This window comes from Xylophilus sp. Leaf220 (genome assembly GCF_001421705.1).
Lineage (GTDB): Bacteria > Pseudomonadota > Gammaproteobacteria > Burkholderiales > Burkholderiaceae_C > Xylophilus.
This window is the reverse complement of the sequence record NZ_LMKO01000001.1, coordinates 130004-152049: the sequence shown is the minus strand read 5'-3', so window position 1 is coordinate 152049 and position 22046 is coordinate 130004. Positions and strand designations below refer to the sequence as shown.

The window sequence follows — 22046 nt, the reverse complement described above, 5'->3', positions numbered from 1 at the left end:
GCGTCAGCGGCCGTAGCCCAGGCAGGCGCCGGCGTTCGGCAGACCGCGGCACTCGCGGTTCAGGCGCCGGTCGCGCTCGGCCGCCGTTTCGCCGGAGCCGCCCTGCATCTGGCGCGGACGCGCCACCCGGTGGCGGGTGGTGCGATGGGGCTGCGGCGCATCGGCCTGCGCACCCTGCCCGCGGGCGGCGTGGGCCGGCGCGGCGGCCAGCAGGCTGCCGAGCAGCAGGGCCGTGGCAACCAGCGTGGATGCGAAGGGCAGGGCGGGGACCGAAGCGCGGCGTAGGGCGGTGGCGTACATCGTCGTGGGCAGGGGCAAAGAGGGTGGGGAGGGGCCGGGAAGCCGCTCACGTTATAATCGACGGGCTTTGCATTCGGCAAGGCGCACGTGGCGCGCAGTTCCAGCGCACCTCGCAAGTCAAACATCTACCGGAAATCGACATGATCGCATCCTCCATCAAGGCCGAAGTCGTCAAAGACAACGCCCGCGCCGCCAACGACACTGGCAGTCCCGAAGTGCAAGTCGCCATCCTGACGGCCCGCATCAACGAACTCACCCCCCACTTCAAGACCCACGCCAAGGACCACCACGGCCGCCGCGGTCTCCTGCGCATGGTGAGCCGCCGCCGCAAGCTGCTCGACTACCTGAAGGCCAAGGACGCAGACCGCTACACCGCGCTGATCGCCAAGCTGGGTCTGCGCAAGTAAGCGCACACCATTGAAAAAACGCCTGGGTTAGCGCGCTAGCTCAGGCGTTTTTTACTTCCGGAGTCCGCAACACAGAGCGAAGCTGTGTCATTCCAACGGGCCTTGGCTCCGAGGCTCGCTGGAATGGCATCGTGTTCTGAATTGCACTCCGGCCCGTGCAGGTCCTCCGTGAGCTGCTATCGATTGAAGAGCAAAAAGGAATACGCATGAGCATTTTCAACAAAGTCACCAAGACCTTCCAATGGGGCGAGCACACCGTCCGCATGGAAACCGGCGAAATCGCACGCCAGGCCTCCGGCGCCGTGCTGGTGGACATCGACGACACCGTCGTGCTGGCCACCGTGGCCGCGTCCAAGACCGCCAAGAGCGGCCAGGACTTCTTCCCCCTGACCGTCGACTACATCGAGAAGACGTACGCCGCCGGCAAGATCCCCGGCAGCTTCTTCAAGCGCGAAGCCAAGCCGAGCGAACTCGAAACCCTGACCAGCCGCCTGATCGACCGCCCGATCCGCCCCCTGTTCCCCGAAGGTTTCTTCAACGACGTGCACGTGGTGATCCACACCGTGTCGCTGAACCCCGAAGTCGATGCCGACATCGCCGCCATGATCGCGGTGAGCGCGGCGCTCGCCATCTCGGGCATCCCGTTCGCCGGCCCGATCGGCGCGGCCCGCGTGGGTTACGTCAACAACGAATACGTTCTGAACCCGGGCCAGACCGCCCGCAAGAACTCGCAGCTCGACCTGATCGTCGCCGGCACCGAAGCCGCCGTGCTGATGGTCGAATCGGAAGCGCAGCAGCTGTCCGAAGAAATCATGCTCGGCGCCGTCGTCTTCGGCCACGAGCAGGGCAACATCGCGATCAACGCGATCCACGAGCTGGTGCGCGATGCCGGCAAGCCGGTCTGGGACTGGCAGCCGCCGGCCAAGGACGAGCCGCTGATCGCCAAGGTCGCCGCCCTGGCCGAAGAGAAGCTGCGCGCCGCCTACCAGTTGCGCAACAAACAGGCCCGCACCCAGGCCCTGCGCGAAGCCACCGCCTCCGTCATCGAAGGCCTCAAGGCCGACGGTTCGTCCGTCGACAGCGTCAAGGTCGAAGGCCTGCTGTTCGACATCGAAGCCAAGATCGTCCGCAGCCAGATCCTGGCCGGCGAGCCGCGCATCGACGGCCGCGACACCCGCACCGTCCGCCCGATCGAGATCCGTAACTCGGTGCTGCCCCGCACCCACGGCTCGGCCCTGTTCACTCGCGGCGAAACCCAGGCGCTGGTCATCACCACGCTGGGTACCGAGCGCGACGCGCAGCGCATCGACGCACTGGCCGGCGAATACGAAGACCGCTTCCTGTTCCACTACAACATGCCTCCCTTCGCCACCGGCGAAGTGGGCCGCATGGGCTCGACCAAGCGCCGCGAAGTCGGCCACGGCCGCCTGGCCAAGCGCGCGCTGATCGCGGTGCTGCCGAACAAGGAAGAATTCCCGTACACGATCCGCGTCGTGTCGGAAATCACCGAGTCGAACGGCTCCTCGTCGATGGCCTCGGTCTGCGGCGGTTGCCTGTCGATGATGGACGCCGGCGTGCCGATCAAGACGCACGTGGCCGGCATCGCCATGGGCCTGATCAAGGACGCCAGCCGCTTCGCCGTGCTGACCGACATCCTGGGCGACGAGGACCATCTGGGCGACATGGACTTCAAGGTCGCGGGCTCGGCCACCGGCATCACCGCGCTGCAGATGGACATCAAGATCCAGGGCATCACCAAGGAAATCATGCAGGTCGCCCTGGCGCAGGCCAAGGAAGCGCGTCTGCACATCCTGAGCGAGATGCAGAAAGCCATGGGCGAAGCCAAGACGGTCGTGTCCGATTTCGCGCCCAAGCTCTTCACCATGAAGATCAATCCGGAGAAGATCCGCGACGTGATCGGCAAGGGCGGCTCGGTGATCCGTGCGCTGACCGAGGAAACCGGCACGCAGATCAGCATCGACGAAGACGGCACCATCACCATCGCCTCGACCGACACCGCCAAGGCCGACGAAGCCAAGCGCCGCATCGAGCAGATCACCGCGGAAGTGGAAATCGGCAAGGTCTACGAAGGCCCGGTCGTCAAGATCCTCGACTTCGGCGCACTGATCAACCTGCTGCCCGGCAAGGACGGCCTGCTGCACATCAGCCAGATCGCCCACCAGCGGGTCGAGAAGGTCACCGACTTCCTCACCGAAGGCCAGATCGTCAAGGTCAAGGTCCTCGAGACGGACGAAAAGGGCCGCGTGAAGCTGTCGATGAAGGCGCTGCAGGAGCGTCCGGCCTCCGGCGGCTACGGCGGTGCCTTCGGCGACGCATCGCAACAGCAGCAGCAGCAGCAGCAGCAGCAGCAGCAGCAGCAGCAGCAGCAGGGCAACGCCAACCCAGGTTCGCAAGGCTGATCGCCTGATCGGCTTTTGCTCCTGAATTCGTAGCGCACAGCCGGCGTCCAGCGCCGGCTTGCGCACGAAATGGCTCCGAATTTTCTTTGCGAGAGTTTTCCGATGCGTGTTGTCGAGATCACATCCTTTGGCGCGCCCGACGTGCTGCAGCTGGCCGAACGCCCGCTGCCCACGGCCGGCGCCGGCGAACTGCTGATCCGGGTCGCCGCCAGCGGTATCAACCGCCCGGACGTGCTGCAGCGGACCGGCAACTACCCGGTGCCGCCCGGCGCGTCGGACATCCCCGGCCTGGAAGTGGCAGGCGTCGTCGAGAGCGGCGACGCCGCCGCGATGGCCGAGGCCGGCCTGAAAGTGGGCGACCGCGTCTGCGCACTGCTCGCCGGTGGCGGCTATGCCGACCATGCGGTCGCGCCGGTCGCGCAGTGCCTGCCGGTGCCCGATGGGCTGAGTGACGTCGAGGCCGCGGCCTTGCCCGAAACCTTCTTCACCGTGTGGAGCAACGTCTTCATGCGCGGCCGCCTGCAGAAGGGCGAGACCCTGCTGGTGCAGGGCGGCACCAGCGGCATCGGCGTGACCGCGATCCTGCTGGCCAAGGCGATGGGCGCGACGGTGATCGTCACCGCCGGCGACGATGCCAAGTGCACCGCCTGCCTCAAGCTGGGCGCCGACCATGCGATCAACTACAAGACCCAGGACTTCGCGGCCGAGGCCAAGCGCCTGACCGACGGCAAGGGCGTCGACGTGGTGCTCGACATGGTGGCCGGCAGCTACGTGGCCCGCGAGATCGAATGCCTGGCCGAGGACGGCCGGATCGTGGTGATCGCGGTGCAGGGCGGCACCAAGGCCGAGTTCAACGCCGGCCTGCTGCTGCGCCGCCGGCTGACGGTCACCGGCTCGACGCTCCGGCCCCGCCCGATCGCCTTCAAGTCCGAAGTCGCCCGCGAACTGCGCGAGCGGGTCTGGCCGCTGCTGGCATCCGGCCAGGTGAAGCCTGTGATCCACGCCACCTTCGAAGGCGCCCGCGCCGCCGAGGCCCACACCCTGATGGAGTCCGGCGCGCACGTCGGCAAGATCGTGCTCACCTGGTGAGCCCCGAACACACCATGAACGAAAAGAAGAAGCTCATCGTCGGCAACTGGAAGATGAACGGCGGCCTGGAGGCCAATGCCCGTCTCCTGGCCGACCTGACCGCCGGCCTGGGTTCGCCGGCCTGCGACGTGGCGGTCTGCGTGCCCGCGCCGTACCTGGCCCAGGTGGCCGGTCTGGTCGCCGGAACGCCGGTCGCCCTCGGCTCCCAGGACGTGGCGGCCCACGCGCAGGGCGCCTATACCGGCGAAGTCTCGGCCGGCATGCTGCGCGATTTCGGCGTCCGTTTCGCCATCGTCGGGCATTCGGAGCGCCGGCAATACCATGGCGAGACCGATGCGGTCGTCGCCGCCAAGGCGGTCGCCGCGCTGGATGCGGGCATCGTCCCTATCGTTTGCGTCGGCGAGACGCTGGCCGAGCGCGAAGCGGACCGGACGGTCGAGGTCGTGGCGCGCCAACTGGCTGCCGCGCTCGACGCACTGGGCGATCGCGCGGCCTGCATGGTGCTGGCGTACGAACCGGTCTGGGCCATCGGCACCGGCAAGACCGCTTCGCCCGAGCAGGCGCAGGCCGTGCATGCGGCGCTGCGCAGCCAGTTGCGCAGCGCGTCCGCCGATGCGGCCGGAATCAATATCCTGTACGGCGGCAGCATGAACGCCGCCAACGCGGCCGAACTGCTGTCGCAAGCCGATATCGACGGTGGCCTGATCGGCGGCGCGTCGCTCAAGGCCCCGGATTTCCTGAAGATCGTCCACGCCGCGCACTGAACTGCGGCCCGCATCCCGTATTTGGAGTTTCTCTATGAACATCGTCCTCAACCTCGTCCTCGCCGTGCAGATCCTGTCGGCCCTCGGCATGATCGGCCTGATCCTCATCCAGCACGGCAAGGGTGCCGACATGGGCGCCGCCTTCGGCAGCGGCGGCTCGGGCAGCCTGTTCGGCGCGAGCGGCAGCGCCAACTTCCTGTCGCGGACCACCGCGGTGCTGGCGGCGGTCTTCTTCGTCTGCACGCTGGCCCTGGCCTACTTCGGCAACCTGCGTCCGGCGGATTCGGGCAGCGTGCTCGACCGCGCGGGCGTCGCGTCGCCCGCCGTGGTGCCACCGGCCGACACCAGCCCGGCCGGGCAGATTCCCGGCAACACGCCCGCCAAGCCGGCCGCATCGGGTGCGACAGACAACTCGGTGCCTGCACCGTCGGCGCCGGCTACGCCCAAGCCCTGAGTCAAGAGTGAAAACTCTGTGACCCGGCGAAAAACGGGTGATTACAGAGTAGAATCGTAGACTGTTCGGAAAGCCAACAACCGCAAGGTCCTCATGCCATCCGAACATCGCGAAATAGCCGTCGTGGTGAAATTGGTAGACACGCTATCTTGAGGGGGTAGTGGCGAAAGCTGTGCGAGTTCGAGTCTCGCCGACGGCACCATACACAACCTGCCTGGACCCGCGTCCAGGTAGGTGCAAGCGGCCAGCAAATCCCCAAAATGAACCTCGATCAGTACCTGCCTGTCCTCTTGTTCATTTTGGTCGGCATCAGCGTCGGCATCCTGCCGCAGGTGCTCGGATACATCCTCGGCCCCAACCGGCCGGACGAGGCCAAGAACTCACCCTACGAGTGCGGCTTCGAAGCGTTCGAGGACGCGCGCATGCAGTTCGACGTGCGCTACTACCTCGTCGCCATTCTCTTCATCCTGTTCGATCTCGAGATCGCTTTCCTGTTTCCCTGGGCCGTGGCGCTCAAGGACATCGGCGCGACCGGGTTCTGGGCCGCCGTGATCTTCCTCGGCATCCTGGTGGTCGGTTTCGCCTACGAATGGAAAAAGGGCGCGCTGGATTGGGAGTGATCCGGCCACCACAAGGAGTTCACGATGGCTATCGAAGGTGTTTTCAAGGAAGGTTTCATCACCACGTCGTACGACTCGGTGGTGAACTGGGCCAAGACCGGCTCGCTGTGGCCGATGACGTTCGGCCTGGCCTGCTGCGCGGTCGAGATGATGCACGCGGCCGCGGCGCGCTACGACATCGGCCGGTTCGGCGCCGAAGTGTTCCGTGCCAGCCCGCGCCAGTCCGATCTTATGATCGTGGCCGGCACGCTCTGCAACAAGATGGCGCCGGCCCTGCGCAAGGTGTACGACCAGATGGCCGAGCCGCGCTGGGTGCTGTCGATGGGCACCTGCGCAAATGGCGGTGGCTATTACCACTACAGCTATTCGGTCGTGCGCGGCTGTGACCGCATCGTGCCGGTCGACGTCTATGTGCCCGGTTGCCCGCCCACGGCGGAAGCCCTGATCTACGGGATCATCCAGTTGCAGCAAAAGGTGCGTCGCACCAACACGATTGCCCGCGTATGAGCGCACATTCCATGACCGACGCCAACCCGGCGCTGGCGATTTCGCCCGAGTCGCTGCAGGAAGTCCTGGCGGCCGCGTTGGGCGACAAGGCGACGCGTTTCGTCGTGCGCCTGGGCGAAGTGACGGTGATCGTATCGCCCGAGAACTACCTGGCGGCCATGCAGATCCTGCGCGATGCGCCGGGCTGCCGCTTCGAGCAGCTGATCGACCTCTGCGGCGTCGACTATTCGGAATACCGTGATGGCCTGTGGGAAGGCGCGCGCTTCGCGGCCGTCACCCACCTTCTGTCGGTGAGCCTCAACCAGCGCGTGCGGGTCAAGGTGTTCTGCGCCGACGACGACATGCCGATGGTGGCCTCGGTGACGCCGCTCTGGAGCAGTGCCAACTGGTTCGAGCGCGAAGCGTTCGACCTGTTCGGCATCGTGTTCGAAGGCCATGAGGATCTGCGCCGCATCCTGACCGACTACGGTTTCATCGGCCATCCGTTCCGCAAGGATTTCCCGCTGTCGGGCCACGTCGAGATGAAGTACGACGCCGACATGAAGCGCGTGGTCTACCAGCCGGTCTCGATCGAGCCGCGCGTGGTCACGCCGCGCATCATCCGCGAAGACAATTACGGCGGCCTGCACTGAGCAGCCGCGGCGACGGTAATTTCATGGCTGAAATCAAGAACTACACCCTGAACTTCGGGCCGCAGCATCCTGCAGCGCACGGCGTGCTGCGCCTGGTGCTCGAGCTCGACGGCGAAGTCGTCCAGCGTGCCGACCCCCATATCGGCCTGCTGCACCGCGCGACCGAAAAGCTGGCCGAGCACAAGACCTTCATCCAGTCGCTGCCCTACATGGACCGTCTGGACTACGTCTCGATGATGTGCAACGAGCACGCCTACTGCCTGGCCATCGAGAAGCTGCTCGGCCTGGAAGTGCCGATCCGTGCGCAGTACATCCGCGTGATGTTCTCCGAAATCACCCGCCTGCTGAACCACCTGATGTGGCTCGGTTCGCACGGAAACGATTGCGGCAGCTCCACCATCCTGATCTACGCGTTCCGCGAGCGGGAAGACCTGTTCGACGTGTACGAAGCCGTGTCGGGCGCGCGCATGCACGCAGCGTATTTCCGTCCCGGTGGCGTCTACCGCGACCTGCCGGACGCGATGCCGCAGTACACCGTCAGCAAGCTGAAGAACGCCCGCGCCCTGGCCCGGATGAACGAGAACCGGCAGGGCTCGGTGCTCGACTTCATCGACGATTTCACCCAGCGGTTCGACGGCCACATGGACGAGTACCACACGCTGCTCACCGACAACCGCATCTGGAAGCAGCGGACCGTCGGCATCGGCGTGATGGATGCGGACCGTGCGCTCAACCTCGGCCTGACCGGCCCGATGTTGCGCGGTTCCGGCGTGGCGTGGGACCTGCGCAAGAAGCAGCCCTACGACGTCTACGACAAGATGGATTTCGACATCCCGGTCGGCAAGACGGGCGACTGCTACGACCGCTACCTGGTGCGCATGGAAGAGATGCGCCAGTCGAACAAGATCATCAAGCAGTGCGTCGACTGGCTGCGGGTGAACCCGGGCCCGGTGATCACCGACAACCACAAGGTTGCCGCACCTGACCGCGAATCCATGAAGGCCAACATGGAAGAGCTGATCCACCACTTCAAGCTCTTCAGCGAAGGTTTCCACGTGCCCGAAGGCGAAGCCTATGCCGCGGTGGAGCACCCGAAGGGCGAGTTCGGCATCTACCTGATCAGCGACGGCGCCAACAAGCCGTACCGCCTGAAGATCCGTGCGCCGGGCTTCCCGCACCTGGCCGCCATGGACGAGATGGCCCGGGGCCACATGATTGCCGATGCGGTCGCCGTCATCGGGACGCTGGACATCGTTTTCGGGGAGATCGACCGATGAGTTCGGACACCACCCACGCCGCCGCCATGCCGCTGTCGGCCGAAGCCCACGCGCGCTTCGCGCGCGAGATCGCCAAGTACCCGGCCGAGCAGAAGCAGTCGGCCGTCATGGCGTGCCTGGCCATCGCACAGCAGGAGCAGGGCTGGGTCACCCTGGAGAGCGAGGTCGTCATCGCCGACCTGCTCGGCATGCCGCAGATCGCCGTGCACGAAGTCACGACGTTCTACAACATGTACAACCAGCAGCCGACGGGCCGGTTCAAGCTCAACGTCTGCACCAACCTTCCCTGCCAGCTGCGCGATGGCCAGAAGGCCTTGCACTATCTGGAGAAGAAGCTGGGCATCGCCATGGGCGAGACCACCTCGGACGGCCTCTTCACGCTGCAGCAGAGCGAATGCCTGGGCGCCTGCGCCGATTCGCCGGTGATGCTGGTCAACGACCGCACCATGTGCAGCTTCATGAGCGACGAGAAGCTCGACCAGTTGATCGACGGCCTGCGCGGTGCCGAGCAGCCGTCGAAGCAAGGAGCCTGACATGAATGCCCAACAAGTGCTGTCCCAGTTCCAGGCGACGGGTGTGCAGACCTGCTTCCACGACCGCCATATCGATCCGCAGATCTACGAAGGCCTCGACGGCACCAACTGGCGTCTGAAGGACTACGAGGCACGCGGCGGCTACCAGGCGCTGCGCAAGATCCTCGGCAAGCTTGACGTGCCGGCCGATGCACCGGTGCAGACCGATGCCGAAGGCAAGCCGCTCGATCCGAACGCCGGCCTCACGCAGGACCAGGTGATCGCCACGGTCAAGGAATCGGGACTGCGCGGCCGCGGTGGTGCGGGCTTTCCGACGGGCCTGAAATGGAGCTTCATGCCCCGGCAGTTCCCGGGCCAAAAGTACCTCGTCTGCAATTCGGACGAGGGCGAGCCGGGTACCTGCAAGGACCGGGACATCATGATGTTCAACCCGCACATCGTGATCGAAGGCATGATCATCGCCGCCTACGCGATGGGCATCACCGTCGGCTACAACTACATCCACGGCGAGATCTTCCAGACCTACGACCGGTTCGAGGAAGCGCTGGAAGAAGCGCGGGCCGCCGGATACCTGGGCGACGCGATCCTGGGCAGCAAGTTCAGTTTCCAGCTGCATGCGGCCCATGGCTTCGGCGCGTACATCTGCGGCGAAGAAACGGCCTTGCTCGAATCGCTCGAAGGCAAGAAGGGCCAACCCCGCTTCAAGCCGCCGTTTCCTGCCAGCTTCGGCCTGTACGGCAAGCCGACGACCATCAACAACACCGAGACCTTTGCCGCGGTGCCGTGGATCGTGCGGCATGGCGGCGCGGCCTACCTGGCCTGCGGCAAGCCCAACAACGGCGGCACCAAGATATTCTCGGTGTCAGGAGACGTGGAGAAGCCCGGCAACTACGAAGTGCCCATGGGCACCCCGTTCGCCAAGCTGCTCGAGCTGGCTGGCGGCGTGCGCAAGGGGCGCCAGCTGAAGGCCGTGATCCCCGGTGGATCGTCGTCGCCTGTGCTGCCGGCGGCCATCATGATGGAATGCACGATGGACTACGACTCCATCGCCAAGGCCGGATCGATGCTCGGCTCGGGCGCTGTGATCGTGATGGACGATTCGCGCAGCATGGTCGAGTCGCTGCTGCGGCTGTCGTACTTCTACGCCCACGAGTCGTGCGGCCAGTGCACGCCGTGCCGCGAAGGCACCGGCTGGATGTGGCGGGTGATCGACCGCATCCAGCACGAGGAAGGCCGCGCCACCGACCTCGACCTGCTGAATTCGGTGGCCGACAACATCCAGGGGCGCACCATATGCGCCCTGGGCGACGCGGCGGCGATGCCGGTGCGCGCCATGATCAAGCACTTCCGTCCCGAGTTCGAGGCGCTGATCCAGCAGAACCGCAACTCCCAGAATCCGGCTCACGCCTGACCCCGCGGACCCCACGACATGGTTGAAATAGAACTCGACGGCCAGAAGGTCGAAGTTGCCGAAGGCTGCATGGTCATGCATGCGTCCGAAAAAGCCGGCACCTACATCCCGCATTTCTGCTACCACAAGAAGCTGAGCATCGCGGCGAACTGCCGCATGTGCCTGGTCGACGTGGAGAAGGCGCCCAAGCCCATGCCCGCCTGCGCCACGCCGGTGACGCAGGGCATGATCGTGCGCACCAAGAGCGACAAGGCTATCAAGGCACAGCAGTCGGTCATGGAGTTCCTCCTGATCAACCATCCGCTGGATTGCCCCATCTGCGACCAGGGCGGCGAGTGCCAGCTGCAGGACATCGCCGTCGGCTACGGAGGCTCCGGCTCGCGCTATGCGGAAGAAAAGCGTGTCGTGTTCCCGAAAGATGTCGGCCCGCTTATTTCCATGAAGGAAATGAGCCGCTGCATCCACTGCACCCGTTGCGTCCGTTTCGGCCAGGAAGTCGCCGGCGTGATGGAGCTGGGCATGATCCACCGCGGCGAGCATTCGGAGATCACCACCGTCGTCGGCGACACGATCGACTCGGAGCTCTCCGGCAACATGATCGACATCTGCCCGGTCGGCGCGCTCACCAGCAAGCCGTTCCGCTACAGCGCCCGCACCTGGGAGCTGTCGCGCCGCAAGTCGGTCAGCCCGCACGACTCCACCGGCGCCAACCTGATCGTCCAGGTCAAGAACAACGAAGTGCTGCGCGTCCTGCCGCTGGAGAACGAGGACATCAACGAGTGCTGGATCGCCGACCGCGACCGCTTCTCCTACGAGGCGCTGCGCAGCGAGGACCGCCTGACCCAGCCGATGCTGAAGCAGGGCGGCCAATGGCAGCCTGTCAGCTGGCAGGCGGCGCTCGAGTACGTCGCCAATGGCCTGCGCCAGATCAAGGCGGACCACGGCGCCGCCTCGATCGGTGCGCTGGTGAGCCCGCACAGCACGCTGGAAGAGCTCTACCTGGCCGCCGCCCTGGTGCGCGGCCTGGGCAGCGACAACATCGACTACCGTCTCCGCACGGCCGATTTCTCGGTGGAGCAGGGCGATTCCGTCCGCTGGCTCGGCACCTCGATCGCATCGCTCTCCAGCCTGCAGAGCGTACTGGTCGTCGGTTCGAACCTGCGCAAGGACCATCCGCTGTTCGCCCAGCGCATTCGCCAGGCAGCCCGCAAGGGTGCGGCGGTGCACGCGATCCGGTCGGCCGACGACGATTGGGCGATGGCGCTTGCCTCTTCCACCGTCGTGCCGCACACCCAGTGGGTCGCCGCGCTGGAAAACATCGCCAGCGGCATCGCGGCGGAGCAGGGCGTCGCATCGCCTGTCGCCACCGCGGCGGATGCCTCTGGCACCGCGGTCGCCCGCAGCTTGTTGTCGGGCGAGCGCAAGGCCATCCTGCTGGGCAACGGCGCGGCACACCATGCCGATGCGTCGCTGATCCTGAGCCTCGCACAGTGGATCGGACAGCAGACCGGCGCTTCGGTCGGCTACCTCACCGAAGCGGCCAACACCGTCGGTGCTCAGTATGTCGGCGCCTACCCGCAGAACGGCGGCCTGCATGCGGGCCAGATGCTGCAGGGCAAGCTGAAGGCGGCGCTGCTGCTCAATACCGAGCCGGCGTTCGACGCCGCCGGTGGTGCGGCCGCCGCCGCGGCCCTGGGTGGCGCGGCGATGGTCGTCTCGCTCAACGCCTTCAAGGCCAACCTCGACATCGCCGACGTGTTGCTGCCGGTCGCACCCTTCACCGAAACGTCCGGCAGCTTCGTCAATGCCGAAGGCCGTCTCCAGAGCTTCCACGCGGTGACCAAGCCGCGTGGCGATGCGCGTCCGGCCTGGAAGGTCATCCGCGTGCTGGGCAACCTCCTCGGCCTGCCCGGCTTCGCGTTCGAGTCCTCGCAGGAGGTGCTGGCCCAGGCCCGCGGTGCCATGGCGGCAGACGCCAGCTTCCTGCCGGAAGCACGGCTCTCCAACACGACGCAGGCGCCTCTGCGCGCGGCCACGCCTGATGCGGCCGAGCCGGCGGTCGCGGCCATCTACGAGCTCGACGGCCTCGTTCGCCGCGCCGAATCGTTGCAGCTGACGGCCGATGGCCGGGCGGGACATGCCGCCGCCCAGCGCGCAGGAGTCGCAGCATGATCGACAGCATTTACGGATTCGGCCAGAACCTGGTCGGTGCGGGCTGGTGGACGGGCGGTGCTTGGCCGGTCATCTGGAACCTGCTCAAGATCGTTTGCGTACTGGCGCCCCTGATGGGCGCGGTCGCCTACCTGACGCTGTGGGAGCGCAAGCTGCTCGGCTGGATCCAGGTGCGCCACGGGCCCAACCGGGTCGGCCCCCTGGGCCTGCTGCAGCCGATAGCCGATGCGGTGAAGCTGCTGACCAAGGAAATCATCAGCCCGTCGGCTGCCGCCGGTGGCCTGTTCCGCCTGGGCCCGATCATGGCCATCATGCCGGCGCTGGCCGCATGGGTCGCCATCCCGTTCGGGCCCGACGTGGTCCTGGCCAACGTCAACGCGGGCCTGCTGCTGATCATGGCCATCACCTCGGTCGAGGTCTACGGCGTGATCATCGCGGGCTGGGCGTCCAACTCGAAGTACGCGTTCCTCGGCGCGCTCCGGGCGTCGGCCCAGATGGTGAGCTACGAGATCGCCATGGGCTTCTGCCTGGTGGTGGTGATCATGGTCACCGGCAGCCTGCACCTGGGCGACGTCGTGGCAGGGCAGGGCAAGGGCATGTTCGCAGACCGCGGCCTGGGCTTCCTGTCGTGGAACTGGTTGCCGCTGCTGCCGATCTTCGTGGTCTACGTGATCTCGGGCGTGGCCGAGACCAACCGCCATCCGTTCGACGTGGTCGAGGGCGAAGCCGAAATCGTGGCAGGCCACATGGTCGAGTATTCGGGCATGGGCTTCGCCATCTTCTTCCTGGCCGAATACGCCAGCATGTGGCTGGTGGCGATCCTGGCCGCGCTGATGTTCCTGGGCGGCTGGCTCTCGCCGGTCGCGTTCCTCGATTTCATTCCCGGCTGGATCTGGCTGGGCATCAAGACCTTCTTCGTGGTGTCGCTGTTCATCTGGGTGCGTGGAACATTTCCCCGCTTCCGCTACGACCAGATCATGCGCCTCGGCTGGAAGATCTTCATTCCGGTGACCCTGGTCTGGCTGCTCGTCGTGGGCGGCTGGATGCAGACCTCGTGGAACATCTGGAAGTAAACGGAGATTTGACGATGTCAGCCGCTGCTGTATCCGCTTTTTCAATCAAGGACTTCTTCAAGAGCTTCATGCTCGTGGAGCTGGTCAAGGGCATGGCCCTCACCGGCCGCTACGCGTTCAAGCGCAAGGTGACCGTCCAGTTCCCCGAGGAGAAGACGCCGCTGTCGCCGCGCTTCCGGGGCCTGCACGCGTTGCGCCGCTACGACAACGGCGAAGAGCGCTGCATTGCCTGCAAGCTGTGCGAGGCCGTCTGCCCCGCCGTGGCGATCACGATCGAGTCCGAAGTGCGCGACGACGGCAGCCGCCGTACCACCCGCTACGACATCGACCTGACCAAGTGCATCTTCTGCGGCTTCTGCGAAGAGAGCTGCCCGGTCGACTCGATCGTGGAAACCCACATCCTCGAGTATCACGGCGAAAAGCGGGGCGACCTGTATTTCACCAAGGACATGCTGCTGGCGGTGGGCGATCGCTACGAAAAAGAAATCTCCGCGGCCAAGGCGGCCGACGCCAAGTACCGCTGAAGCGGTCCCCTGAGAGCCCCCATGGACGTCAAGACCGGTTTCTTCTTTCTGTTCTCGTTCGCGCTGCTGTTCGCCGCGTTTCGGGTAATAACGGCACGCAACCCCGTGCATGCCGTGCTGTACCTGATGCTTGCCTTCTCGCAGGCATCGGCGATCTGGCTGTTGCTGCAGGCCGAGTTCCTGGCCATCACCCTGGTGCTGGTGTACCTGGGCGCGGTGATGGTGCTGTTCCTCTTCGTCGTGATGATGATCAACATCAACATGGACGGCCTGCGCCAGGGCTTCTGGAAGCATTTCCCGCTGGCGGCCGTGATCGGCGTGGTGATCGCGCTCGAGATGGCCTACGTGCTGATGGGCGGCTTCCGCGAGAGCGGCGGGCCGCGTCCGATGGTGACGATGGGCGGCGCCGCGTCCGAGGTGTCGAACACCCATGCGCTCGGCATGCTGCTCTACACCCAGTACCTGTACCCGCTCGAAATCGCGGCCGTGATCCTGCTGGTCGCGATCGTCGCCGCCATCGCACTGACGCTGCGTCGCCGCAAGGACAGCAAGTTCGTCGACGTGGCCGACCAGGTGCGCGTCCGCGCCCAGGACCGTGTGGCCCTGGTCAAGCTCGATGCGACGCGCCCGCCGGCACCCGTTGAACCCGTCGCCGCACCTGCGGTGGAGAAGAAGGCATGACGCTGACGCTTGGCCATTTCCTGTCGCTCGGCGCGATGCTGTTCGCGCTGTCGGTCATCGGCATCTTCCTGAACCGCAAGAACCTGATCGTGCTGCTGATGGCGATCGAATTGATGCTGCTCGCGGTGAACATGAATTTCGTTGCGTTCTCGCACTATCTGGGTGACATGCACGGACAGGTGTTCGTGTTCTTCATCCTGACGGTCGCCGCCGCCGAATCCGCGATCGGGCTGGCCATCCTGGTGCTGCTGTTCCGCAACAAGTCGAGCATCAGCGTCGAGGATCTCGACACGCTCAAGGGCTGAGGCTGCGGCCGAGAAGAAGAAAGACACGAGAACGATGAGCGCAACCCTTTCCGCCTCGACCCTGCTGGCCATCCCGCTGGCGCCGCTCGCCGGCGCATTGCTGGCCGGCATCCCGGGCACCCTGTTCGGCGGCAACCTGCTGGGCCGCAAGGCCAGCCACACCCTCACCATCCTGGGCGTGTTCGTCGCCTTCGTGCTGTCCGCGATGACGCTCTGGAGCGTGGTGCAGGACGGCGCCCGCTTCGACCAGACCCTCTACACCTGGATGACGGTCGGATCGCTCAAGATGGAGGTCGGCTTCCTGGTCGACAGCATCACCGCGATGATGATGTGCGTCGTGACCTTCGTGTCGCTGATGGTGCACATCTACACCGTCGGCTATATGGCCGAGGACGACGGATACGACCGTTTCTTCGCGTACATCTCGCTCTTCACCTTCTCGATGCTGATGCTGGTGATGAGCAACAACCTGCTGCAGCTGTTCTTCGGCTGGGAAGCGGTGGGCTTGGTGTCGTACCTGCTGATCGGCTTCTGGTTCAACAAGCCGACCGCCATCTTCGCCAACATGAAGGCGTTCCTGGTGAACCGCGTCGGCGATTTCGGGTTCATCCTGGGCATCGGCCTGATCGCGGCCTACACCGGCACGCTGAACTACGCCGAGATCTTCGCCAAGAAGGGCGAACTGGCCGCGCTCGGCTTCCCCGGCACCGACTGGATGCTGGTCACCGTGATCTGCATTTGCCTGTTCATCGGTGCGATGGGCAAGTCGGCCCAGTTCCCCCTGCATGTATGGCTGCCCGATTCGATGGAAGGCCCGACGCCCATCTCGGCCCTGATCCATGCGGCGACGATGGTGACCGCCGGCATCTTCATGGTGTCGCGCATGTCGCCGCTGTTCGAGCTGTCCGATACCGCGCTCAACTTCATCCTCGTGATCGGGGCGATCACCGCGCTGTTCATGGGCTTCCTGGGCATCATCCAGAACGACATCAAGCGGGTGGTGGCGTACTCCACGCTGTCGCAGCTCGGCTACATGACGGTCGCCCTCGGTGCATCGGCCTACTCGGTCGCGGTGTTCCACCTGATGACGCACGCGTTCTTCAAGGCGCTGCTGTTCCTGGGCGCCGGCTCGGTCATCATGGGCATGCACCACAACCAGGACATCCGCTGGATGGGCGGCGTGCGCAAGTACATGCCGATCACCTGGATCACCTCGCTGCTGGGCTCGCTGGCTTTGATCGGCACGCCACTGTTCTCGGGCTTCTATTCCAAGGACAGCATCATCGAAGCGGTGCACGAGAGCCACCTTCCGGCCGCCGGCTTCGCCTCCTTCGCCGTGCTGGCGGGCGTGTTCATCACCGCCTTCTACTCGTTCCGCATGTACTTCCTGGTCTTCCATGGCAAGGAACGCTACGACCAGAATCCGGACGCGCACCACGACGACCACCATGCCGACCCGCATGCGACGGCGCACGACGACCACCACGGGCACGACGCACACGGCGGCAAGCCGCACGAGTCGCCCTGGGTCGTCACCCTGCCGCTGGTGCTGCTGGCGATCCCGTCGGTGCTGATCGGCTTCTTCACGATCGAGCCGATGCTCTTCGGCGACTTCTTCAAGAACGTGATCTTCGTCGACGGCGACAAGCACCATGCGATGGCCGAGCTGGCCGAGGCCTTCCACGGCCCGCTGCAGATGGCGATCCACGGCTTGACCACCTGGCCTTTCTGGCTGGCGCTGGCGGGTGTCGTGTCGTCCTACTACATGTACATGGTCAACCCGAAGGTGCCGGCCGCGATCAAGCGCACCTTCCAGCCGATCTACACGCTGTTCGAGAACAAGTACTACCTCGACTGGTTCAACGAGAACGTCCTGGCGCGCGGTGCGCGGGCGCTCGGGACCGGCCTCTGGAAGGGCGGCGACCAGGCCATCATCGACGGCGCGCTGGTCAATGGCTCGTGGAAGGTCGTCGGCCGCATCGCCGCCGCCGTCCGCCATCTGCAGAGCGGCTACATCTACCACTATGCGCTCGTGATGATCGTGGGTGTGTTCGTGCTGCTGACCTACTTCGTGTGGCATGACCAGTTCTTCGCGCTCTTCAAGTAATAACAACAAGGAAAACGACACATGGGCTGGTTGAGTCTCGCCATCTGGACGCCGATCGTGTTCGGCGCCGTACTGCTGGCGTTCGGCAAGAAGGAGCAGGCGGGCCTGGTGCGCTGGCTGGCGCTCGCCGGGTCCTTGTTGGGTCTGCTTGTCACGGTTCCGCTCTACCAGGGCTTCCGCCTCGGTACGTCGGCGATGCAGTTCGTGGAGCGCCACAGCTGGGTGGAGCGTTTCAACATCCACTACCACCTGGGCGTGGACGGCATCTCGTTCTGGTTCGTGCCGTTGACCGCGTTCATCACGGTCATCGTGGTGATCGCCGCGTGGGAGGTGATCACCGAGCGCGTCAACCAGTACATGGGGGCGTTCCTGATCCTGTCGGGCCTGCTGATCGGCGTGTTCAGCGCGCTCGACGGCATCCTGTTCTACATGTTCTTCGAAGCCACGCTGATCCCGATGTACCTGATCATCGGCATCTGGGGCGGCGGCAACAAGATCTACGCGGCGTTCAAGTTCTTCCTCTACACGCTGCTCGGCTCCCTGTTGACGCTGGTGGCGTTGATCTACCTGTACACCCAGTCGGGCGGCAGCTTCGACATCGCGACCTGGCACCGCCTGCCGCTGTCGTCGACCGCGCAGACGCTGATCTTCTTCGCCTTCTTCGCCGCGTTCGCGGTGAAGGTGCCGATGTGGCCGGTGCACACCTGGCTGCCCGACGTGCACGTCGAGGCGCCCACCGGCGGCTCGGCCGTGCTGGCCGCGATCATGCTGAAGCTGGGCGCCTACGGCTTCCTGCGGTTCTCGATGCCGATCGCCCCCGACGCCTCGCGCGAATGGGCGTGGCTGATGGTCGCGCTGTCGCTGGTCGCGGTGGTCTACGTCGGCCTGGTCGCCATGGTCCAGAAGGACATGAAGAAGCTGGTCGCCTATTCGTCGGTCGCGCACATGGGCTTCGTGACCCTCGGTTTCTTCCTGTTCAACGACCTGGGCGTGTCCGGCGGCATCGTGCAGATGATCGCCCACGGCTTCGTGTCGGGTGCGATGTTCCTGTCGATCGGCGTGCTGTACGACCGGGTCCACTCGCGGGAGATCGCGGCGTACGGCGGCGTGGTCAACACGATGCCGCGCTTCACCGCGTTCGCACTGCTGTTCGCGATGGCCAACTGCGGCCTGCCGGGCACGGCCGGCTTCGTCGGCGAATGGATGGTGATCCTGGCGGCGGTGAAGGCGAACTTCTGGATCGGCCTGCTCGCATCGACCGCCCTGATCTTCGGTGCCGGCTACACCCTGTGGATGTTCAAGCGCGTCTACCTGGGCCCGGTGGCCAACGACCACGTCCGCGACCTGAAGGACATCAACGGCCGCGAGTTCCTGATCATGTCGCTGCTGGCGATCGCGGTGCTGGCCATGGGCCTGTACCCGAAGCCGTTCACCGACGTGATGGACGCATCGGTCGCCGATCTGCTGCGCCACGTCGCCACCTCGAAGCTGCGCTGACCCACTGAACTGAAGTAGAAGAGATATGGACACATTCGGCTGGGCCACCCTTTACCCGGAGATCTTGCTGCTCGTGGCGGCCTGCGTGATTGCGCTGCTGGATCTGCGGACGACCGACACCCGTCGCGTCCTGACCTACGTGCTGACGCTGGCCACCCTGGCGGCCACCGCGCTGCTGGCCGGCTGGCAGGCGCACACCGGCGGCACCTCGTACGGCTTCTCCAACATGGTGGTCAGCGACCCGATGGGCAACTGGCTGAAGTGCTTCGCCGCCGTCGCGATGTTCGTCACCATCGTCTACGGCCGGCCGTACGCGGCCAGCCGCGACATGACGCGCGGCGGCGAGCTGTTCACGCTCGGCATGTTCGCCCTGCTGGGCATGCTGATCATGATCGGCGGCAACAACTTCCTGGTGATCTACCTGGGCCTGGAACTGCTGACGCTCTCCAGCTACGCCCTGGTCGCCCTGCGCCGCGACGACACCAACGCCACCGAAGCGGCGATGAAGTACTTCGTGCTGGGCGCGATGGCCAGCGGCTTCCTGCTCTACGGCCTGTCGATGCTCTACGGTGCGACCGGTTCGCTCGACATCGGCCAGGTGCTGAAGGCGGTGAGCACCGGACAGATCCGCCACCAGGTACTGGTCTTCGGCGTGGTCTTCATCGTCGCCGGCATCGCCTTCAAGCTGGGCGTGGCACCGTTCCATATGTGGGTGCCCGACGTCTACCAGGGCGCACCGACGGCGGTGACCCTGATCATCGGCGGCGCCACCAAGCTCGCCGCCTTCGCGATGACGATGCGCCTCCTGGTCGAGGGCCTGCTGCCGTTGGCGATCGACTGGCAGCAGATGCTGGCGGTGCTGGCGGTGTGCTCGCTGGTGATCGGCAACCTGGCGGCCATCGCGCAGAAGAACCTGAAGCGCATGTTGGCCTATTCGACCATCTCGCAGATGGGCTTCGTGCTGCTCGGCATGATGTCGGGGGTGATCCGCGGCGACGTTGCGGCGGCGTACAACGCCTACAGCTCGTCGATGTTCTACATCGTCACCTACGTGATGACCACGCTCGCGGCCTTCGGCGTGATCATGCTGCTGGCCCGCGACGGCTTCGAGCACGACGAGATCGCCGACTTTGCCGGCCTCAACCAGCGCAGCCCGCTGTATGCCGGCGTGCTGGCCCTGTGCATGTTCTCGATGGCCGGCCTGCCGCCGCTGGTGGGCTTCTACGCCAAGCTGGCGGTGCTGCAGGCGTTGATCAGCTCCGGCCTGTCGCTCTACATCGGCGTGGCCGTGGTCGCGGTGGTGATGTCGCTGATCGGCGCGTTCTACTACATCCGCGTGGTCAAGGTCATGTACTTCGACGCCCCGAGCGACACCACGCCGGTCGTGGCCGGCGCCGATGCGCGCTGGATGCTGACCCTCAACGGCGCGCTGGTGCTGGTGCTGGGCGTCGTGCCCGGCGGCCTGATGACGCTGTGCGCGCAGGCCGTCGTCAAGACGCTCGGCACCTGACGCGCCGGCCGCGGACCGATCCACGGCGGCATGTCCAACACGTTCGCGGTCTGGCTGGTGGGGTTGGCGGGGCTGGTCCTGGCCAACCTGCCGTTCGCCAGCCAGCGCCTCTTCGCTGCCGTGCCGATGCGCGCGCCCAAGCCGCTGGCGCTGCGCCTGGTGGAACTGGTGGTGCTGTACTTCGTGGTCCTCGGCATCGGCCTGCTGCTCGAGAAGCGCGCGGGCCAGATCGCGCCGCAGGGCTGGGAGTTCTACGCGGTGACGGCGGCGGTCTTCCTGACGCTCGCCTTCCCCGGCTTCGTCTACCGCTACCTGCTGCGCGGCCGCAACCGAGATGTCTGACATCCCTCCGCTCCCCGGCTTGACCGCCCTCGACGGCACCGACGCGCACCTGCAGGAAGTGCGTATCGCCGGCGAATCGATCCTCGACGGCCGCTTCCTCAGGGCCCGGCGCGACCAGGTGCGGCTGCCCGACGGCGGCACGTCCACCCGCGAGTACATCGTCCACCCCGGCGCGGTGGTGGTGGTGCCCTTGCTGGACGACGGCCGGGTGGTGCTGGAGCGGCAGTACCGCTATCCGGTGGGTCGGGTGATCGTGGAGTTTCCGGCCGGCAAGCTCGATCCGGGCGAAGCGCCGCTGCGCTGCGGCCAGCGCGAATTGTTCGAGGAAACCGGATTCACCGCCCGCGAATGGGCACGGGCCGGGTCGATGCACCTGGCGGTCGGCTACTCCACCGAGGTCATCCACATCTACTTCGCGCGCGGCCTGGTCGCGGGCACGCCGTCGCTCGACCCGGGCGAGTTCGTCGACGTCTTCGCGGCCTCGCTGGACGAACTGCTGGCGTGGTGCCGCACCGGCACGGTGACCGACGCCAAGACGCTGGCCTGCGTGGTGCACTTGCAGAACATGGTATCGGGCGGGTGGGCCTTGGAATGGCACGCCGCCGACGCGGCGCCGCCGGCCGTTTCCGCATGAAGGTGCTCGACCTGCAGTGCGGGCAGGGCCACGGATTCGAGGGCTGGTTCGGCTCCGAGGACGACTACCGGGGCCAGCACGCGCGCGGCCTGGTGACCTGCCCGGTCTGCGGCATCGCCGACGTCTCCAAGCTGCCGAGCGCGCCGCGCCTCAACCTGGGCAGCACGCGCGGCGACCGCGTGCCGGCGGCGGAATCCGGCACCGGTGTCGTACCGACGAACCGGTCGGCCGGCCCATCGTCCGCCGTCGCGCCGGCGCTGACCGCCGAGCAGGCCGCCTGGTGGCGCGCCGCCCGGGCCCTGGTCGGCCAGGCGGAGAACGTGGGCGCGCGCTTCGCCGAAGAGGCCCGGCGCATCCACCACGGCGAAGCCGCCGAGCGCAGTATCCGCGGCCAGGCCACGCCCGACGAGGCCCACGCACTGCGCGAAGAGGGCATCGGCGTATTGCCGCTGCCGGCCGCGCTGACGGAGACGCTGCAATGATTCCCGACCTGGCCGGCGCGCTGGTGGGCCTGTTCGCCCTGGTGGTGACCGCGGTGGTGGTGCGGGTGATCAAGCGGTGGTCCGACCGCCGCAAGCAGGCACGGGCCCTGGCCGCCCAGCCGGCCGCCAGCCGGCAGGTGCGACGCGCCGAGGACCGCAAGCGCTCGGGGCGCACGGCGCGTTGATGCGCATCGGGCGCAGATTGCGAGCCCTGCACTCCTGTCTTGATTGCTCGCAATTTTGTAGCTAGAGGCCGTTGCCGGTGACCGGCTGGCGGCCTATTCGGCCCGCAAAGCAGGTCTGCG

Annotated in this window: 23 protein-coding genes, 1 tRNA gene and 1 pseudogene; 24 read left to right on the top strand and 1 reads right to left on the bottom strand. The window is 66.0% G+C overall.

The window, feature by feature from the left end; all coding sequences use genetic code 11:
• Positions 1-3: 3 nt before the first annotated feature.
• Positions 4-318, bottom strand: coding sequence for a hypothetical protein (locus ASE76_RS00680; RefSeq protein WP_236698297.1), 315 nt, complete (start codon positions 316-318; stop codon positions 4-6).
• A 122-nt stretch (positions 319-440) separates the two neighbouring features.
• Between ASE76_RS00680 and rpsO the strand changes: the two genes are divergently transcribed.
• The 24 genes and pseudogenes from rpsO to ASE76_RS00560 all read left to right on the top strand — a co-directional run bounded on the left by rpsO (position 441) and on the right by ASE76_RS00560 (position 21926).
• On the top strand, positions 441-707 hold the full coding sequence (gene rpsO, locus ASE76_RS00675; RefSeq protein WP_055833217.1) for a 30S ribosomal protein S15: 267 nt from the start codon (positions 441-443) through the stop codon (positions 705-707).
• A 206-nt stretch (positions 708-913) separates the two neighbouring features.
• Positions 914-3014 (top strand): annotated as a pseudogene (pnp, locus tag ASE76_RS00670) (polyribonucleotide nucleotidyltransferase); the annotation flags it as partial.
• Positions 3015-3229: 215 nt separating this feature from the next.
• Positions 3230-4216, top strand: coding sequence for an NAD(P)H-quinone oxidoreductase (locus ASE76_RS00665; RefSeq protein ID WP_055833211.1), 987 nt, complete (start codon positions 3230-3232; stop codon positions 4214-4216).
• 14 nt (positions 4217-4230) lie between these two features.
• A complete protein-coding gene (gene tpiA, locus ASE76_RS00660) occupies positions 4231-4980 on the top strand; it encodes a triose-phosphate isomerase (RefSeq protein ID WP_055833209.1) in 750 nt (249 codons plus the stop codon).
• Between the two features lie 34 nt (positions 4981-5014).
• Positions 5015-5434 carry a preprotein translocase subunit SecG gene (secG, locus tag ASE76_RS00655; RefSeq protein WP_055833207.1) on the top strand — a complete coding sequence of 140 codons (420 nt, stop codon included), beginning with the start codon at positions 5015-5017 and terminating at the stop codon, positions 5432-5434.
• A 117-nt stretch (positions 5435-5551) separates the two neighbouring features.
• Positions 5552-5636, top strand: a tRNA-Leu gene (locus ASE76_RS00650).
• A gap of 58 nt (positions 5637-5694) precedes the next feature.
• On the top strand, positions 5695-6054 hold the full coding sequence (locus tag ASE76_RS00645; RefSeq protein ID WP_055833204.1) for an NADH-quinone oxidoreductase subunit A: 360 nt from the start codon (positions 5695-5697) through the stop codon (positions 6052-6054).
• A gap of 24 nt (positions 6055-6078) precedes the next feature.
• Positions 6079-6561 carry an NADH-quinone oxidoreductase subunit B family protein gene (locus ASE76_RS00640; protein ID WP_055833201.1) on the top strand — a complete coding sequence of 161 codons (483 nt, stop codon included), beginning with the start codon at positions 6079-6081 and terminating at the stop codon, positions 6559-6561.
• An 11-nt stretch (positions 6562-6572) separates the two neighbouring features.
• Positions 6573-7193: an NADH-quinone oxidoreductase subunit C gene (locus ASE76_RS00635; RefSeq protein ID WP_055833198.1), complete on the top strand. Its 621-nt coding sequence runs from the start codon at positions 6573-6575 to the stop codon at positions 7191-7193.
• A 23-nt stretch (positions 7194-7216) separates the two neighbouring features.
• A complete protein-coding gene (locus ASE76_RS00630) occupies positions 7217-8470 on the top strand; it encodes an NADH-quinone oxidoreductase subunit D (protein WP_055833195.1) in 1254 nt (417 codons plus the stop codon).
• A complete protein-coding gene (gene nuoE, locus ASE76_RS00625; RefSeq protein WP_055833191.1) occupies positions 8467-9003 on the top strand; it encodes an NADH-quinone oxidoreductase subunit NuoE in 537 nt (178 codons plus the stop codon). The genes ASE76_RS00630 and nuoE overlap by 4 nt, the downstream gene beginning before the upstream one ends.
• A gap of 1 nt (position 9004) precedes the next feature.
• A complete protein-coding gene (nuoF, locus tag ASE76_RS00620; protein ID WP_055833190.1) occupies positions 9005-10414 on the top strand; it encodes an NADH-quinone oxidoreductase subunit NuoF in 1410 nt (469 codons plus the stop codon).
• A gap of 18 nt (positions 10415-10432) precedes the next feature.
• Entirely contained in the window at positions 10433-12586 is a 2154-nt protein-coding gene (nuoG, locus tag ASE76_RS00615) for an NADH-quinone oxidoreductase subunit NuoG (protein ID WP_055833187.1), read from the top strand.
• A complete protein-coding gene (nuoH, locus tag ASE76_RS00610) occupies positions 12583-13659 on the top strand; it encodes an NADH-quinone oxidoreductase subunit NuoH (protein WP_055833184.1) in 1077 nt (358 codons plus the stop codon). The genes nuoG and nuoH overlap by 4 nt, the downstream gene beginning before the upstream one ends.
• An 8-nt stretch (positions 13660-13667) precedes the next feature.
• On the top strand, positions 13668-14183 hold the full coding sequence (nuoI, locus tag ASE76_RS00605) for an NADH-quinone oxidoreductase subunit NuoI (RefSeq protein WP_201781814.1): 516 nt from the start codon (positions 13668-13670) through the stop codon (positions 14181-14183).
• Positions 14184-14204: 21 nt separating this feature from the next.
• Entirely contained in the window at positions 14205-14864 is a 660-nt protein-coding gene (locus tag ASE76_RS00600; protein ID WP_055833177.1) for an NADH-quinone oxidoreductase subunit J, read from the top strand.
• Positions 14861-15169 (top strand): NADH-quinone oxidoreductase subunit NuoK, encoded by a 309-nt coding sequence (gene nuoK / locus ASE76_RS00595; RefSeq protein WP_055833175.1) that lies wholly within the window; start codon positions 14861-14863, stop codon positions 15167-15169. The genes ASE76_RS00600 and nuoK overlap by 4 nt, the downstream gene beginning before the upstream one ends.
• A 34-nt stretch (positions 15170-15203) precedes the next feature.
• Positions 15204-17276 carry an NADH-quinone oxidoreductase subunit L gene (gene nuoL / locus ASE76_RS00590; RefSeq protein ID WP_055833172.1) on the top strand — a complete coding sequence of 691 codons (2073 nt, stop codon included), beginning with the start codon at positions 15204-15206 and terminating at the stop codon, positions 17274-17276.
• 21 nt (positions 17277-17297) lie between these two features.
• A complete protein-coding gene (locus tag ASE76_RS00585) occupies positions 17298-18773 on the top strand; it encodes an NADH-quinone oxidoreductase subunit M (protein ID WP_055833169.1) in 1476 nt (491 codons plus the stop codon).
• Positions 18774-18798: 25 nt separating this feature from the next.
• Complete coding sequence (nuoN, locus tag ASE76_RS00580) at positions 18799-20283, top strand: NADH-quinone oxidoreductase subunit NuoN (RefSeq protein ID WP_055833166.1); 1485 nt, start codon at positions 18799-18801, stop codon at positions 20281-20283.
• Positions 20284-20313: 30 nt separating this feature from the next.
• Positions 20314-20625, top strand: a complete 312-nt coding sequence (locus ASE76_RS00575; protein ID WP_055833163.1) for a DUF2818 family protein — start codon at positions 20314-20316, stop codon at positions 20623-20625.
• Entirely contained in the window at positions 20618-21259 is a 642-nt protein-coding gene (locus ASE76_RS00570) for an NUDIX domain-containing protein (protein WP_055833161.1), read from the top strand. The genes ASE76_RS00575 and ASE76_RS00570 overlap by 8 nt, the downstream gene beginning before the upstream one ends.
• Positions 21256-21741 (top strand): DUF1178 family protein, encoded by a 486-nt coding sequence (locus ASE76_RS00565; RefSeq protein WP_055835404.1) that lies wholly within the window; start codon positions 21256-21258, stop codon positions 21739-21741. Before ASE76_RS00570 ends, ASE76_RS00565 begins: the two co-directional genes overlap by 4 nt.
• A complete protein-coding gene (locus ASE76_RS00560) occupies positions 21738-21926 on the top strand; it encodes a hypothetical protein (RefSeq protein ID WP_055833159.1) in 189 nt (62 codons plus the stop codon). The genes ASE76_RS00565 and ASE76_RS00560 overlap by 4 nt, the downstream gene beginning before the upstream one ends.
• Positions 21927-22046 lie beyond the last annotated feature (120 nt).

Coding starts and splice junctions, on each gene's coding strand:
- rpsO (WP_055833217.1), top strand. CDS start 441: ATGATCGCATCCTCCATCAAGGCCGAAGTCGTCAAAGACAACGCCCGC.
- ASE76_RS00665 (WP_055833211.1), top strand. CDS start 3,230: ATGCGTGTTGTCGAGATCACATCCTTTGGCGCGCCCGACGTGCTGCAG.
- tpiA (WP_055833209.1), top strand. CDS start 4,231: ATGAACGAAAAGAAGAAGCTCATCGTCGGCAACTGGAAGATGAACGGC.
- secG (WP_055833207.1), top strand. CDS start 5,015: ATGAACATCGTCCTCAACCTCGTCCTCGCCGTGCAGATCCTGTCGGCC.
- ASE76_RS00645 (WP_055833204.1), top strand. CDS start 5,695: ATGAACCTCGATCAGTACCTGCCTGTCCTCTTGTTCATTTTGGTCGGC.
- ASE76_RS00640 (WP_055833201.1), top strand. CDS start 6,079: ATGGCTATCGAAGGTGTTTTCAAGGAAGGTTTCATCACCACGTCGTAC.
- ASE76_RS00635 (WP_055833198.1), top strand. CDS start 6,573: ATGACCGACGCCAACCCGGCGCTGGCGATTTCGCCCGAGTCGCTGCAG.
- ASE76_RS00630 (WP_055833195.1), top strand. CDS start 7,217: ATGGCTGAAATCAAGAACTACACCCTGAACTTCGGGCCGCAGCATCCT.
- nuoE (WP_055833191.1), top strand. CDS start 8,467: ATGAGTTCGGACACCACCCACGCCGCCGCCATGCCGCTGTCGGCCGAA.
- nuoF (WP_055833190.1), top strand. CDS start 9,005: ATGAATGCCCAACAAGTGCTGTCCCAGTTCCAGGCGACGGGTGTGCAG.
- nuoG (WP_055833187.1), top strand. CDS start 10,433: ATGGTTGAAATAGAACTCGACGGCCAGAAGGTCGAAGTTGCCGAAGGC.
- nuoH (WP_055833184.1), top strand. CDS start 12,583: ATGATCGACAGCATTTACGGATTCGGCCAGAACCTGGTCGGTGCGGGC.
- ASE76_RS00600 (WP_055833177.1), top strand. CDS start 14,205: ATGGACGTCAAGACCGGTTTCTTCTTTCTGTTCTCGTTCGCGCTGCTG.
- nuoK (WP_055833175.1), top strand. CDS start 14,861: ATGACGCTGACGCTTGGCCATTTCCTGTCGCTCGGCGCGATGCTGTTC.
- nuoL (WP_055833172.1), top strand. CDS start 15,204: ATGAGCGCAACCCTTTCCGCCTCGACCCTGCTGGCCATCCCGCTGGCG.
- ASE76_RS00585 (WP_055833169.1), top strand. CDS start 17,298: ATGGGCTGGTTGAGTCTCGCCATCTGGACGCCGATCGTGTTCGGCGCC.
- nuoN (WP_055833166.1), top strand. CDS start 18,799: ATGGACACATTCGGCTGGGCCACCCTTTACCCGGAGATCTTGCTGCTC.
- ASE76_RS00575 (WP_055833163.1), top strand. CDS start 20,314: ATGTCCAACACGTTCGCGGTCTGGCTGGTGGGGTTGGCGGGGCTGGTC.
- ASE76_RS00570 (WP_055833161.1), top strand. CDS start 20,618: ATGTCTGACATCCCTCCGCTCCCCGGCTTGACCGCCCTCGACGGCACC.
- ASE76_RS00565 (WP_055835404.1), top strand. CDS start 21,256: ATGAAGGTGCTCGACCTGCAGTGCGGGCAGGGCCACGGATTCGAGGGC.
- ASE76_RS00560 (WP_055833159.1), top strand. CDS start 21,738: ATGATTCCCGACCTGGCCGGCGCGCTGGTGGGCCTGTTCGCCCTGGTG.